Below are 14,002 nucleotides of genomic sequence, written 5' to 3' on the forward strand. Positions count from 1 at the left end.
GTCGCAGGCGGGCGGAGCGGCCAGCGACATCAACGCCGCCGATAGTCGCCCACCCCTTCGCCAAGATATTGGTTGTTCGCCTCGCGCTGTCTCGCTGCCTCGTCATCGTAGAGAAACGGAAGAAAGGCATATCGGCGGCCGCGCGTCACCGGCGTTGCCTCGTGCAGCAGGCCGCACCCGAACACGACGGCGCCGCCCAGCGGGGCGCGATAGGTGCGGGATCCGAATTCGGGAAAGCGAAGCTCCCCGCCGTCGAAATCATCGTTGAGATTGATCGTCACTGCGAAGCGCCGATGGGCGGTGCCCTTGGTGGTGTTGTCGCGATGCGGGCGAAAATGCCCGCCAACCGACGCATCGTAGCAGGCGACGATGTAGCGCTCCATCCTAGTGGCGTCGAAATTGAAGGCCCGCTGGATCGCAGGGCGGACGCATTGCCCGATCCGCGCCCGCAGCGACCGGCAAAGCGTCTGGTCGCGGATCGTGTAGTCCGATCGCCGCTTGTGACCATGATCGAAAAGTTGGACCGTCTTTCCGTCAACCTCGCGCATGAAGCCGGAGTCGCTGCCGCCGTCGGCATCATAGAGCGCGATAAGCCGCTTGCAGGTCGCGGCGTCCAAGACGCGGGGTACCGATAGAACAGGCGCCCAGTCGTCCGCCGTCGCCTCGGCAATCAGCTTTCTTGCCAGATCAAGGCTTTCGGCCGCGCGAGGGAGGAGGAACCGCCCTGCCACGCGCAGCTGACGGTCGAGCACCATGACATAGGGCTCGCAGTCATCGGTTCCCTCGCGGCACGCGCCATAGGCCGTGCCGATGGCGCGGTCATAGTCGAGAATGACACGGATGCCGGGCAGACGCGTCGCGAGCCGTCCCTGGGCAGCGTCGGCCGGGTCGTGCGTGACAATGAACAGACAGCAGCTCCGGTCGTCGAACAGCTCGGCCTGGGAGAGGAGGAGGTCGCGCACGGCCTGGACGGCGGAGTGTTCCGCTGAACCGGCGAAGAGCAAGAGCGTGACGCGGCCTGCGACCGTATGGAATGTGTAATCGGGATTGCCGCCAAGCACGGGGGCCTTGAACCACGGCGCGGGAGATCCAACCGCCGGCTTCGGTATCGGCGCAGATGCCGCCTGCGGCGCGCTGGGCGAAGAAGAAGCCGCGGGGTCCGGCGATGCACGATCGGCAGCCGCAACGGCGAGCACCGAGGCTGATGAGCTTCGGACCGCCGAAGTCGCCGCTGCTGCTGTTTGGCTCACCTGTCCCCTCCCCTGTTTCGCCGGCAAGAGTGAATTTCTAGCATGCGATCCCAAGGGTCGGGTCGCGCTATTAAGAGGTATCAAACCTACCCAAAGGTCGATGCAGCGTTCCCGGCCGTCCAGCGCCGCGGAACGCGCCCAGCCGCAGGTCGGTGGTGTAGATCGGATTGCTGCCCGAGCCGGTGTCATGATCGCGCGTGACCAGTTCCTGCACCGCCCCGCCGTACCAGGCCTAGGTGGTCGTGGTCGGCGTCACCGGCTGGCTCGACCAGCTGCTGCCCGAGGCGAGCGGTGCAGCAGCTGCCATAGCCACAGGTCGTGATGTTGCGGAACGTGTCATAGGCGAGCGTGCCGTACCGGCCCTCCACGGTCGACATATCGACGCTCGTCACCTGCCGCTTGGCGGCCGAATGGCAAAGTTCGGGGAAGTTCAGCCCAACGGAGCCACCGCGGCGAGGCTTTTGCGGCGAGGCCTTAACGCGACAAAAGATACGGACGTGCGTGTGGATAATGTCTCCTTTGTCGCTTTAGGCGAAGCACACGCGCAAGTCTGGCCCGAGCGGTGAAGAGCCGTGCCGCGACCGCAGGACCGAGCGCGGGGAGCCAGCGGAAGGCGCAAGAAAGGCACGGAATGCTGCATGGCGAGGAGGCTAAAGCACGCTGATTTTGTAGGACAGCGGTTTTTCAGGGCGCTACAGAATTGGGGGTAAAGCAAACTGTCACCGCAATTCGTTGGTGACCCCAGAGCCGCCGCAAAAGACGCACGTTCCCGCCAATTGAGATTTCTTTGTCATGCCGCCCGGTCTTCAAATTGCCATGGATGCGCGGGTGCTATTTCAATTTCAGTCGCGGCGTTCAACGCTATTTATTAAGGCCATTGAGATAGGTAGGACTGCAAATCTCAGAGCGCCCATCTTACCGCCGTTATGCGACATAGCCCTGCGGCACTCGTCCCGATTCTGATGCCAAATTGAGACGGCTCCCGGTGGCATTCATTTTCGCATGACAGGCCAAAAGTACGATGCCATTCCTTGCGCCCATGAGCAGGTTTCGAGAATATTTCGTCCGTACCGCCAATGCCGGCTTGATCGGCGCTCTGGGCTGGCTGCATCGCGCGTTCGACGTGCAGACCACCTATCGCGTCGGACCTGACGGCGCAGCAGCGCTGTTCGAGGATAGCTGGTTCACCTACTCGCCGCGGCAATTCGGCAGTACCGGGAATATCGATTACGTGCCCGAGGCGGAGAATGAGACACGGCGAGCACTATTCGCCCGGGTGCGTGATGGGGATGTAATCTATGATATCGGCGCGCACGGCGGGGTCTATACGATTACGCTCATGCGCCGCTTTCCAGCCGCGCGCATTATTTCGTTCGAGCCGCAGCCAGAGGATCTGATCGCAAACCTTAAGCTGAATGGGCTATCCACCGATGGAGTCCAGGCGGTAGCGGTCGGCTCAAAGGCCGGTACGGTGCGGATGACTACGGGAGCGCGGTCGAGCAACCACGTCAGCGACAAAGGCGACCGTGACGTACCGATTGTGCGGATCGACGATTATGCGGCGGCGAAGGGTTTGCCCGCCCCGGACTGGATCAAGATCGATATCGAGGGGCTGGAACTGCCCGCCCTGCAAGGCGCGGAGCGTCTTATTCGCGAAGGACAGCCGACGATCATTTGCGAGATCAACCATCTGCACGATCGTTTCGGCACGACAGTACCGGACTTTGTGGAGTGGATGCGGTCGCTCGGTTACGAGATTCACAAGCTGACCGACGGCCAATTGCAGCCAATCGAAGGTGATGTCGATTTTCCGGCGCTCGGCTATTCCGCCGACTGGAACTTCTGGTTCATTCCCCGGGTTTGAGGGTCACTTCACCGGCGTCATCGACGCTGACGTTGATCGATACGGTCTTGCCCTCTGGCGCTACGGCCATCGCTTCGTTCACCGCGGTCATAAAGGCCCGTCGATCGACACGGCCAAGGGCATCTTGAAGGGTGATTTTCTCGTCATTGGCGGCAATGCGATTGAACATGGCAACTTCCTTTTCGTCACCATCGCTGAATCAGTGAACGACTGCAACCACCCCAATTGTCCTTTTAGCTTGGGCCCCCTCTTACCTAGGCCTGAGGGCGATACCCGTCTTCGCCTCGATATCTTCCAGCCATTGCGATGAACCGACCGGGCGGCCGATGCTTTCCGCCTTTCGGCGCGCGGCATAGCTGAAGGCTTCATCGAACGCCTCGTCCAAAAATGCCCCAAAATCGCCGACGCGCCTCAATACCGGAGCGACGGTGACGACGCCATCATTGGCCCCTTCGCATAAGGCAAGAGGGCTCGACATTTCCAATCCCTCGCCCGCTTCGCCAATCGCGCGCGCACGGGATTGAGCGCGACATAGCGAAAGGCGGCGACGAGATGCGCCTCGTCCATCGCAACCGAGTTGAACCGTCCCTGCCATAAATGGCCGGTCGTCCGCATGCCTGCATTGATGTAGCCGGTGTATCGACGGTGCAGGTCGCCGAAGGCCAAGGCGGTTGGCTCCGCAACGGATCAATTGGGGTTCAAGTAAACTGTCACCGCAATTTTCGTCATTCGCAATTTCAGGGGAAACGATCCCGGCGCCTTGGGCGCGCCCGGGTTGCTCCGGCTGGCTGGGGCGGCAGGATTCGAACCTGCGCATGGCGGCATCAAAAGCCGCTGCCTTACCGCTTGGCGACGCCCCAACGGCCGGTGCGAGGGGCGCTCTATAGCGCGCGCGCGATGATTGCAAGGAAGCGCTTAGAGGCGCGTGACCCAGCCGTGCGGATCGGCGGCGAGGCCGCGCTGGATGCTCACGAGCTTGTCCTTCAGCATCGCCGTGACCTGGCCGGGGCCGCCCGCGCCGATGGTGAAGCTTGCCTCGCTGCGGGTCACCTTGCCGACCGACGTCACGACGGCGGCGGTGCCGCAGGCGAAGCTTTCGGTGAGCTTGCCGCTCTGGGCATCGGCCTGCCACTGATCGATCGCATAAGGCTCCTCGCGCACCGTCAGGCCGGCGTCGCGCGCCAGCGTGATGATCGCGTCGCGCGTGATACCGGGCAGGATCGTGCCGCCGAGCGGCGGCGTGACAAGGCTGCCGTCATCGAAGACGAAGAACATGTTCATTCCCCCCAGTTCCTCGATCCAGCGATGCTCGGCGGCATCGAGGAAGACGACCTGGTCGTGGCCCTTGGCGGTCGCCTCCTGCTGCGCGATCAGGCTGGCGGCGTAATTGCCGCCGCATTTGGCGGCGCCGGTGCCGCCCGGCGCGGCGCGGGTGTAATCCTCCGACACCCACAGCGAGATCGCCGGCGCGCCCGACTTGAAATAATTGCCGACGGGCGAGGTGATGACGAGGAACCGATATTCCGACGCCGGCTTGACGCCCAGGAAGACTTCGCTCGCGAACATGAAGGGACGCAGGTAGAGCGCGCCGCCCTCGACCGGGGGGAACCAGTGCGCGTCGGCCTCCACCGCGGCCTTCACCGCGCCGATGAACATCTCCTCGGGCAGCTCGGCCATCGCCATGCGGCGGGCGCTGGCGTTGAAGCGCGCGGCATTGGCCTCGACGCGGAACAGCGCCATCGAGCCGTCGTCGAGCCGATACGCCTTCAGCCCCTCGAAAATCTCCTGCGCATAATGGAGCACCGCGGTCGCGGGATCGAGCGACAGCGGGCCGCGCGGCATCACCTGCGCGTCGTGCCAGCCTTTCGGCTCCGAATAGCGGATCGACACCATATGATCGGTGAAGACGCGCCCGAACACCGGATCGGCAATCGCCGCCGCGCGTACCTCGTCCGCCGTCGGATTGGGGTGCGGCAGACGGGCGAAAGCGGGAGCGAGCATGACGAAAACCCTTGTGACTCGGCGATGAAACGAGCGCGCCTCTTGCCAAAGGAGCGCGCGCGGCGCAACGGTAGTGACTATGCCGGATGAAAATTTTCTTTCACAAGTGCCCGCTGCCTCTGCTCTTTTCTTGCGCGAAGAAGAGGTCCGCCGCGGCATCGAATATCTGTTTTTCGGCCATGGTTCGCTGTGGCGCGCGATCGATGCGCGACTGGCCGAGCACGAATTGGGACGCGCGCATTACCGGGCGCTGTACTTCATCGCGCGCGCGCCGGGGATCACGATTTCGGACCTGCTCGCGCTGCTGGGCATCACCAAACAATCGCTCGGCCGGGTGGTGAAGGAGCTGGAAGCGCGCGATTATCTGACGACGCGCCCCGGCGGCCGCGACCGGCGGCAGAAGGAGCTGCGCCTGACCGCCGGCGGCCGCGCGGTCGAGGCCGCGATCTTCACCCATCTTCGCGACGCGATGAGCCGGGCCTATACGCACGCGGGGCAACAGGCAGTGACGGGGTTCTGGCAGGTCAGCGAGGCGCTGATGACGCCGCGCGAACGGGCGCGCGTCGCCAAGCTGGGGAGCGAGACCTAGGGTCAGGACCTACTAATTACGCGATCGAGGTTTGAGCCAATTTTGTTCAGGGCTAGGAGGCGAGACGCAGGCATATAGGCATATTCCAAGGCTCGCCGACGCGGCCATGGACAAAATTGGCCAAATCCCGCAGGGACGTCGAAATGGCTTCTATCTTAGGTCCGTGCGGCCTTGCGGGTAGCGATGCTACCCGCTGCGCCCGCCCGAACCTAATATCTTCGCCATTTCGACGCCTCGATCGCGTAATTAGTAGGTCCTGACCCGAAGGTCCGACCTACCCGTCACCGCGCGCGATATCGGCAAGCTCGCGGCCGCGGTCGCGTGCGGCGCGCAGCACGTTGGTGAGCAGCGCGGCGAGCTGGCCGCCTTCGTCTAGCACGTCGAGGCCGGCCTGCGTGGTGCCGCCCTTGCTCGCGACCTGCGCCACGAGCACGCCGGGCTTTTCGCCGCTGTCCGCCAGCAGCGCGGTCGAACCGCCGAAGGTCGCAATCGCCAGCTTGAGCGCGTCGTCGGACGAGAGGCCGAGGCGCTCGCCCGCGGCGGCGTAGGATTCGATCAGGCGAAAGACGAAGGCGGGGCCGCTGCCGGTGAAGGCGGTGATCAGGTCCATCGTCGAATCGTCGGCAAGCGCGACAACCGTGCCCAGCGGGTCGAGCAGGCCGGCGACGGCCGCCGCATCGACGTCCCCCAGGGTGGCGAAGGCCGATACGCCCGCGCCGATGCGGGCGGCGAGGTTCGGCAGGATCCGCACCTGCGCCTTGGCGGCGGGGAAGCGAAGGGCGAGATCGGCGAGCGACACGCCCGCGAGGATCGACAGCAGGTGCGTCTCGCCGGTGAGCACCGGCGTCAGATCGTCGGCGACCTCGCCGAGCTGCTGCGGCTTCATGCCGAGCATGATCCATTCGGCACCTTGCTCCGCGGCCAGCCAGTCGGCAAGCGCCGCGAAATGGGCGATGCCCTCGCGCGGCTTGGCGAACGGATCGACGATCGCGACCAGCGCCGGGTCTAGCCCGGCCGCCAACCAGCGATCGAGCATCGCGCCCGCCATGTTGCCGCAACCGACCAGCAGCATGCGGCCGGTGAAGGTCGCCAGAGTCTTCGTCATCGTTCTTTTCTTTTCCTTAGCGGCAGCTGCTCTCGGGACCCGAGAGCAGGTCAAGGCAGCGGCCGTCGATCTTGCTCGCGTCGAGCGGGACGCCGATCACCGACGCCAGCGTCGGCAGAATGTCCACCGTCATCACGGCATTCGGTTGCTCGAATCCGGTCAGCCCCCGGCGCCAGAAGAGGATCGGCACGCGGCGGTCGTAATCCCAGACCGATCCGTGCGTCGCAACATATCCAAGCCCCGATTCGGCGATCGGCGTCACGCGCGGCTTCAGCACGACGATGAAATCGCCCGAGCGCTGCGCATTATACGAGGCGCGGAGCTTGTCCATCAGGGTCCAGGTGTCGGGCGCGCGCTTCGAGATCGGATATTTCGCCAGATCTTCGCCGAGCACCACCGCCTCGACCTGCGGGTGCGCCTTGAAGCGCGACACGAACTCGGCAAGCGCGGTCTTGCGCTGCGCCGGGGTCAGCGTCTTCGACAGATACATGTCCCCGAACGGACCGTCGCTGTAGAGCAAGGGCTGCGGCAGGCCGAGCTTTTCGGCGACCGCCTTGCCCATCGCGTCGGGATCGAGCGCCTTGTCGACGCGCTCGGCGGCGGGCCAGGCGTTCTGGCGATTGCGCTCCGGCAGGTCATGGCCGCCATGGTCGGCGGTCAGCGCGACGACATAGTCGATCCCTGTGGCATCGAGCCGCGTGAAGAAATCGCCAAGCTCGCGGTCGAGCGCGAGCATCTGCATGCACATCTCGCTGCCTTCGGTGCCCGTGCCGTGGCCGACATAGTCGGTCGCCGACAGACCGAGGATCAGCAGGTCGGCCGTATCGCCCTCGCCGAGCTTGCGCGCGGTCCGCAGCGCCGCGCCCGCCGCGAGGACCGCGCCATCGGCTTCGGGCGAGGCCATGAAACGGCGGAAATCGCCGCCGTCGCGCTGGAAGCGGCCGGTGCCGACGGTCGCTCCCTTGTCGCCGATCGGGATCGCGATGTCGCGCGGGGTGCAGTCGGCGGGCAGCGGCGACGCGGCGCGCGGCTGCGCGATCGCGGCGGCGATCGCCGCGCTGGCCTGCTGCGCGGTCGGCGACAGCGTCGTGCCGCGATAGCCGGTAAGGCCTGTGGGAACGAGCCACATCAGCTCGTCGGCCTGGCGCCCGCCCATCATGATCGCCGCGCGGTCCTTGCCCGCGACCGAGACCACTTGCGCCTTCGGGTTCGCCGCCTTCATCAGGTCGCCGAGCGTCGGCACCAGCAGATGGTTCACGGATGCGGCATATTTGCCGCTGCCCGAGCTGGTGCCGGGGACGGTTTCATCCTCGGCGCAATAGATGCGCTTGTCTGCGCGCGCGACCGAGAGGTCGAAATAATTGTTCGCGATGATGCCTGTGTTCGCAGGGTGGTTGCCGGTCAGGATCGTCGAATGACCGGGGCAGGTCTCGGTCGCACCATGCGATTGATAGCCCGACGGGAAGACGATGCCCGACGCAAGCCGCGCGAGGCCGCCGGTGAAATGGCTGCGATATTCGGCGAAGAGATCGGCGGAGAACTGATCGACCGAAATGACGACCACCAGCTTGGGCGCAGGGGTTGTCGCCGTAACCTTCGCGGCGGGTGCAGGCGAACCCTGGGCCAGCACCGCGCCGGCGGCGGTGACGGAAAGAATGGCGGCGAGAGAGATCTTGGCGGCGGTCGTCAGATATTTGATCTTCACGGGGGGTCTCCGAACGGGATCGTCAGCGCGGGCTGTCCTCTCGTCGAAACCCGCCTATATGGCAAGCGTTAGACGAGAACGGCGGCGGGCGGATACAGGAATTGCCTAGACAGGTTTTCATGACAGTTTCGCGCGCGATGTTGGCCCTTTTGGCGCTGTTCGCGCTGGCGCTGGCGCCCGCGCGCGCTCAGGCGCCGCACATCGCAGCGAAACTGGTCGCCGAATCGTCTGTCCCGGCACCGGGCGGCAGCACTGCGATCGCGCTCACCATGGCGCCCGAAAAGGGCTGGCACGGATACTGGTCGAACGGCGGCGACGCCGGTTTCGGGCTTGAGGTCGAATGGAATGCGCCCGAGGGCGTGACGGTCGAACCCTTCCGCTATCCCGTCCCCGATCCGCTGATCCTGTTCGGCATGATGAACCATGTCTACGAGCATCCCTATGCGCTGCTTGCCGACGTCCGGGTCGACAAGGGCGTTGCGCTGGGAACCGACCTGACGCTGACCGGCATCGCGCGCTGGCTCGCCTGTACCGACAAGGTGTGCGTTCCCGAAAAGGCGGTGATCGCGGTCGCGCTGAAGGCCGGCGACGGCAAGATCGCTGCGGCGGAGCGCGAGCGTTTCGACGCCTGGCGCGCGAAGCTGCCGCAGCCGCTCGACCGGCCGGGGACGTGGGAACGCAAGGGCGACATGGTGCGCTTCGGCATCCCGCTGCCCGAGAGCACCGCGCTGGATGCACCGCACCTGTTCCTCGAGACGCGAAACCTGGCCGACTATCCCGCGGCCCAGACATTCAGCCGCAACGGCGAGTGGATCATCGTCGAGACGAAGGCGAAGGGCGAGGCCGCAGGGCCGGTCGCCGCGCTGCTAAAACTCGGCGACGGACGCGGGCTGACGGTCGATTTCGAACCCGGCGCGGTTCCCGTCGCGGGCGAAACGATCGCAACCGGGCGCAGCGGCATCGACATGGGGCTGTTCTGGACCGCCCTCGGCGGCGCGATCCTTGGCGGGCTGATCCTCAATTTGATGCCCTGCGTCTTTCCGATCCTGAGCCTGAAAGCGCTGAGTCTCGCGCGATCGGGGGGCGAGGCGCGCGAAGCCAAAGTCGAAGCGCTTGCCTACACCGCAGGGGCCGTGATGACCGCGCTGCTGCTCGGCGGCGTGCTGCTGACGCTGCGCGCGGCGGGCGAGCAAGTCGGCTGGGCCTTCCAGCTCCAGCATCCGGTCAGCGTTCTTGCGCTCCTGCTGCTCGCGATGGCGATCACCCTCAACCTGATCGGCGCGTTTGAGTTGCCGTCCTTCGGCGGGGGTCAGATGCTCGCCGAAAAGGGCGGTGCGGCGGGGGGCTTCTGGACCGGTGCGCTCGCGGCCTTCGTCGCAACGCCGTGCAGCGGGCCCCTGCTCGGCGCAGCGCTCGGCGCGACGCTGGTGCTACCCGCCTGGGCCGCGCTGCCGATCTTCGGCGGGCTCGGGTTCGGCATCGCCCTGCCCTTTCTGGCGATCGGTTACGTACCCGCGCTGCGCAACCGCCTGCCCAAACCGGGACCATGGATGGCCAAATTTCGCAGGTGGATGGCGGTGCCGATGGGCATCACCACCCTGTCGCTGGGCTGGCTGCTCTGGCGGCAGCTAGGCAGCGGCGAAGCGCTGCTGTGGCCGCTCACCGCGGTTGCGGCAGGCCTCGTCCTTTTCTGGCATTATGGATCGATGCAGCGCGGCGACCGCCGGTCGTGGCTGCTATTCGCATCGGGCCTGTTGTTCGTCGGCAGCCTCGCCGGAGCGGTCAGTGAAATGGCGACCGCCCAGCGTCAGGTCGCGGGCGCAGGATCGAGCTTTTCTAACGAGGCGCTCGCGAAGGCGCGGGCATCAGGAAAGCCCGTCTTCGTCTATTTCACCGCCGACTGGTGCCTGTCGTGCAAGGCGAACGAGGCGGGCGCGATCAACCGCGACGCGGTGCAGACCGTCTTTGTGGACAAGGGCGTCGTCACGCTCGTCGGCGACTGGACCAACGGCGATCCCGTGATCACGCGCACCCTCGCCGAACATGGCCGGAACAGCGTGCCGCTCTATCTGTGGTACGCGCCGGGCGCGGCGACGCCCGAGATCCTGCCGCAAATTCTGACCCCGAGCCTGCTCATCGACAAGGCGGGCGGCTGATGGCGAAGCAGCGCGCCGACCAGCTGCTCGTCGACCGCGGCCTCGCCGAAAGCCGGACGCGCGCGCAGGCGCTGATTCTCGCCGGGCTCGCCTTCGTCGGCGACCGCAAGATCGACAAGGCCGGGCAGCAGATCGCCGACGATGCCGAGGTCAGCGTCAAGGGCCGCGACCATCCGTGGGTGTCGCGCGGCGGGATCAAGCTCGACCATGCGCTGACGCATCTCGGCTGGGACGTGGCAGGCGCGGTCGCGATCGACGTCGGATCATCCACTGGCGGGTTCACCGACGTGCTGCTCAGCCGCGGCGCGGCGCGCGTCTATGCGGTGGATTCGGGCACCAACCAGCTCGCGTGGAAACTGCGGCAGGACCCGCGCGTGATCGTCCACGAACAGACGAGCGCCCGCATACTGACCGACGACCATATCCCCGAGCCCGTCGACCTGATCGTTTGCGACGCGAGTTTCATCGCGCTGTCGAAGGTGCTGCCGGTGCCGATGGCCTTTGCAAGGGACGGCGCGCGGATGGTCGCGCTGATCAAGCCGCAGTTCGAGGCCGAGCGGCACGAAGTCGGCAAAAAGGGCGTGGTCCGCGACGGCGCGGTCCATGCCCGTGTATGCGAACAGGTCCGCGGCTGGCTGGCCGGCGAAGGCTGGGAAGTGCTCGATCTGGTCGAAAGCCCGATCACCGGCCCCGAAGGCAATGTCGAATTCCTGATTGCTGCGACGCGGCGAAGCGCTTGACGCCGCAAAATCCAGCCGCAACATCTGTTACCCGAAGAATCGCAGATATGTTCACAGATTCAGGGACCACGACCGCATGACCGAGATTGCTACGCCGGGTCAGTTACGCATGTCCTATTGGCGTTGGGCGATGGTCACCGTGCCGTCGATCGTGCTGATCGGCACCGCGATCGGGCTGCTGTCGAACAGCGGCTATTCCAACCGCTGGTTCGCCGCGCTCGACCTGCCGGGCATCGTCCCGCCGGGCTGGGTATTCGGGGTGGCGTGGACGATCCTTTATGTCTGCCTGGGCCTGTCGCTCGCGATGGTGCTTCACGCGCGCGGGGCAAAGGGGCGCGGCTTTGCGCTGCTGCTGTTCTTTGTCCAGCTGATCGCCAATTTCGCCTGGTCGCCGCTGTTCTTCGGCGCGCATCAGGTGACGAGCGCGCTCTACCTGATCATCTTCATCCTGATGGTGACGGTCGCCACCTTCTTTGCCTTCTCGCCGATCCGCAAGGCGGCGGCCTGGTTGCTTCTGCCGTATATCGCGTGGCTCTGTTTCGCGGCTTTCCTCAATTTCCAGATCGACCAGCGCAATCCCGACGCCGAAACCCTTGTTCCCGCCGCTGCGAGCACCCAGATATAATCGCGAGGCAAGGGGTTATCCCCACGAAGGAAGTATCAATGCAGAGCGAAAACCGCATTTTCGACGATCTGGCCAAGATGATCAACGGCATCGCCGGAACCGTCGCAGGCGCCGGCCGCGAAGCCGAAGCCGCGATGCGCGAACGCGCGAAGGAATTCGTCGGCCGCATGGACTTCGTCAGCCGCGAGGAATTCGAAGCGGTGAAGGAGTTGGCCGCCAAAGCGCGCGCCGAAGCCGAAGCGCTGAAGGCCCGGCTCGACAAGCTGGAAGGCGCGGCAAAGCCTGCCGCGGCGGCGCCCAAGGCGGCCGCGAAACCAGCCGCCAAGCCCAAAGCAGCGCCCAAGAAATAATCGGCACCCCGGCGAAGGCCGGGGTCTCGGTCTTTGGTTATGATATGACCGCGAGATCCCGGCTTTCGCCGGGATGACGATGATGTGTGGGCCTGCAGACTCGCTACTTTGCTCAAGAACAGCTAGGGCGACCCGCATGAGTGACGATATCTACGACGACGATGACGGCCAGGAAGCGGCGCCGATCGACATGATCGCGTCCTATTTCGCCGCGCACGACTGGCCACACGAGATGGTCGGCGAGGACGAGATCGTGGCGACGGCGCAGGGCAGCTGGACGACCTATGAACTGCGTGCGGTGTGGCGCCCCGACGACGGGGTGATCCAGCTGCTCGCCTTCCCCGACATCCGCGTCGTCGAGGACAAGCGTAGCGTCGCGCACGAGGCGCTGGCGATGATCAACGAACAGCTCTGGCTCGGCCATTTCGAGCTGTGGTCGAACAGCGGCACGATCCTGTTCCGCCACGGCATGCTGCTCGGCAGCGATGCACAGCTGCCGCTCGACCTCACCGAAACGCTGATCGAAAGCGCGATCGACGAGTGCGAGCGCTTCTACCCCGTGTTCCAGTTCGTGCTGTGGGGGGGCAAGACCCCCGCCGAAGCGCTGGCGGCTTCGCTGATCGAGACGCGCGGCGAGGCCTAGTCGGAAATCTTTTCGAAGCGCGTCAGCCCCGGACCGATATCATTGGCGCCGATCGCGAGCGCCTCGCCGCTCCAGTCGGCGACGAAGATCGTCTTGCGGCCGGTGTCCTGCGGAACGGTCGCGCGATTGCCCTCGATGACCAGCCCGCGCGACGGATTGTCGCGCGCCTCGGCGGCGACCGCGATCAGCACCGCGTAATTTTCCTTGTTGCGGCCCTGGATCAGCAGATTGTTCGCGATCCGTCCGGTCGAGCCCGCGGGCAAGTCGATCAGATAGTTGGTCGCGCTGCCCTGCGTATCGTCGAAGCTGTTGTCGCGGATTTCGACGCGCGGCGCGCGGGTCTTCAGATAATGGCCGCCGCTGCCCTTTTCGAAGCGCGTGTTGGTGACAATCACGCGGCCGTAGGCGCCCGTATAGACGCTGTGCGCACAGCTGAGCCCGCGATCGCAGCGGCCGAGGCGCGTGAAGGTCGAGCGGTCGATGGTCAGCGTCGCCGCAGCATCGTCGCCGGTCAATATGCCTTCCTCGCTGTTGCGGAACATGCTGTTCGCGATGTCGAGGTTGCTGCGCTCGAGGCGGATGCCCGCGCCATTGCCGTCGGGGACGCGCAGATTCTGGAAGACGATGCCGTCGACGCGCGCGCCGTTGCCGCGCAGCACCAGCGTCGCCTTGCCCTCGCAGGTCACCCCGTCGAAGATCGCGCGGCCGGGCTCGGCGGCGACGAAGGCGATGCGGCCGGCGGTCTGCACCGCGCAGTCGCGGTGATAGCCCGAGGCGACGGTGATCGTCCCTTCGCCGTCGCCGATCGCATCGACCGCTTCCTGCAGCCGGTCGAAGCCGCGACCATCGACACTGTAAGGCGCGCCGCCGGTCTGCGCCGGCAGCGGCACCGGCGCGAGAAGCAGCGGAAGGGCGAGCAGCGGCAGCAACGGCCGGCGGAGGATTGCCATGAGCATGAAGCGCCCATAGCCATT

Annotated in this window: 15 protein-coding genes and 1 tRNA gene; 7 read left to right on the forward strand and 9 right to left on the reverse strand. The window is 65.5% G+C overall.

Going from position 1 to position 14,002, the window contains the following annotated elements; all coding sequences use genetic code 11:
* Positions 1-29: 29 nt before the first annotated feature.
* The gene (locus tag ATE67_RS15850) at positions 30-962 is read right to left on the reverse strand and encodes a 2OG-Fe(II) oxygenase (RefSeq protein ID WP_331458774.1); all 933 of its coding nucleotides are present in this window, start codon (positions 960-962) and stop codon (positions 30-32) included.
* A gap of 1,327 nt (positions 963-2,289) precedes the next feature.
* On the opposite strand from ATE67_RS15850, the gene ATE67_RS15855 reads away from it, so the two are divergent.
* On the forward strand, positions 2,290-3,114 hold the full coding sequence (locus tag ATE67_RS15855) for an FkbM family methyltransferase (RefSeq protein WP_058817642.1): 825 nt from the start codon (positions 2,290-2,292) through the stop codon (positions 3,112-3,114).
* Here the strand turns inward: ATE67_RS15855 and ATE67_RS15860 are convergent.
* The 5 genes from ATE67_RS15860 to ATE67_RS15875 form a co-directional block, all read right to left on the reverse strand.
* Complete coding sequence (locus tag ATE67_RS15860; protein ID WP_058817643.1) at positions 3,098-3,283, reverse strand: hypothetical protein; 186 nt, start codon at positions 3,281-3,283, stop codon at positions 3,098-3,100. The two genes, ATE67_RS15855 and ATE67_RS15860, sit on opposite strands and share 17 nt — an antisense overlap.
* Before the next feature lie 81 nt (positions 3,284-3,364).
* Positions 3,365-3,499, reverse strand: a complete 135-nt coding sequence (locus tag ATE67_RS22030) for a hypothetical protein (RefSeq protein WP_269433465.1) — start codon at positions 3,497-3,499, stop codon at positions 3,365-3,367.
* A 26-nt stretch (positions 3,500-3,525) separates the two neighbouring features.
* Entirely contained in the window at positions 3,526-3,780 is a 255-nt protein-coding gene (locus ATE67_RS21730; RefSeq protein WP_058817644.1) for a hypothetical protein, read from the reverse strand.
* 119 nt (positions 3,781-3,899) lie between these two features.
* Positions 3,900-3,974, reverse strand: a tRNA-Gln gene (locus ATE67_RS15870).
* 55 nt (positions 3,975-4,029) lie between these two features.
* Positions 4,030-5,115: a branched-chain amino acid aminotransferase gene (locus ATE67_RS15875; protein ID WP_058817645.1), complete on the reverse strand. Its 1,086-nt coding sequence runs from the start codon at positions 5,113-5,115 to the stop codon at positions 4,030-4,032.
* A 79-nt stretch (positions 5,116-5,194) separates the two neighbouring features.
* Here ATE67_RS15875 and ATE67_RS15880 point away from each other — a divergent pair, with 79 nt between their 5' ends.
* On the forward strand, positions 5,195-5,704 hold the full coding sequence (locus ATE67_RS15880; RefSeq protein WP_058817646.1) for a MarR family winged helix-turn-helix transcriptional regulator: 510 nt from the start codon (positions 5,195-5,197) through the stop codon (positions 5,702-5,704).
* A 274-nt stretch (positions 5,705-5,978) separates the two neighbouring features.
* Here ATE67_RS15880 and ATE67_RS15885 read toward each other — a convergent pair whose 3' ends face one another.
* Both ATE67_RS15885 and ATE67_RS15890 read right to left on the reverse strand, forming a co-directional pair.
* Entirely contained in the window at positions 5,979-6,809 is an 831-nt protein-coding gene (locus ATE67_RS15885) for a pyrroline-5-carboxylate reductase family protein (RefSeq protein WP_058817647.1), read from the reverse strand.
* Positions 6,810-6,825: 16 nt separating this feature from the next.
* Complete coding sequence (locus tag ATE67_RS15890) at positions 6,826-8,514, reverse strand: alkaline phosphatase family protein (RefSeq protein ID WP_231728193.1); 1,689 nt, start codon at positions 8,512-8,514, stop codon at positions 6,826-6,828.
* A gap of 137 nt (positions 8,515-8,651) precedes the next feature.
* On the opposite strand from ATE67_RS15890, the gene ATE67_RS15895 reads away from it, so the two are divergent.
* The 5 genes from ATE67_RS15895 (at position 8,652) to ATE67_RS15915 (ending at position 13,028) form a co-directional block, all read left to right on the forward strand.
* Positions 8,652-10,670, forward strand: a complete 2,019-nt coding sequence (locus tag ATE67_RS15895) for a protein-disulfide reductase DsbD family protein (protein WP_231728194.1) — start codon at positions 8,652-8,654, stop codon at positions 10,668-10,670.
* Positions 10,670-11,410, forward strand: coding sequence for a TlyA family RNA methyltransferase (locus ATE67_RS15900; RefSeq protein WP_058817649.1), 741 nt, complete (start codon positions 10,670-10,672; stop codon positions 11,408-11,410). Before ATE67_RS15895 ends, ATE67_RS15900 begins: the two co-directional genes overlap by 1 nt.
* A 76-nt stretch (positions 11,411-11,486) precedes the next feature.
* A complete protein-coding gene (locus ATE67_RS15905; RefSeq protein WP_058817776.1) occupies positions 11,487-12,035 on the forward strand; it encodes a TspO/MBR family protein in 549 nt (182 codons plus the stop codon).
* A gap of 38 nt (positions 12,036-12,073) precedes the next feature.
* A complete protein-coding gene (locus ATE67_RS15910) occupies positions 12,074-12,385 on the forward strand; it encodes an accessory factor UbiK family protein (protein ID WP_058817651.1) in 312 nt (103 codons plus the stop codon).
* A gap of 136 nt (positions 12,386-12,521) precedes the next feature.
* Positions 12,522-13,028: a YbjN domain-containing protein gene (locus ATE67_RS15915; RefSeq protein WP_058817652.1), complete on the forward strand. Its 507-nt coding sequence runs from the start codon at positions 12,522-12,524 to the stop codon at positions 13,026-13,028.
* Here the strand turns inward: ATE67_RS15915 and ATE67_RS15920 are convergent.
* Positions 13,025-13,984, reverse strand: a complete 960-nt coding sequence (locus ATE67_RS15920; RefSeq protein ID WP_058817777.1) for a right-handed parallel beta-helix repeat-containing protein — start codon at positions 13,982-13,984, stop codon at positions 13,025-13,027. The two genes, ATE67_RS15915 and ATE67_RS15920, sit on opposite strands and share 4 nt — an antisense overlap.
* Positions 13,985-14,002: the final 18 nt, after the last annotated feature.

The organism is Sphingopyxis sp. H050, assembly GCF_001468265.1.
Lineage (GTDB): Bacteria > Pseudomonadota > Alphaproteobacteria > Sphingomonadales > Sphingomonadaceae > Sphingopyxis.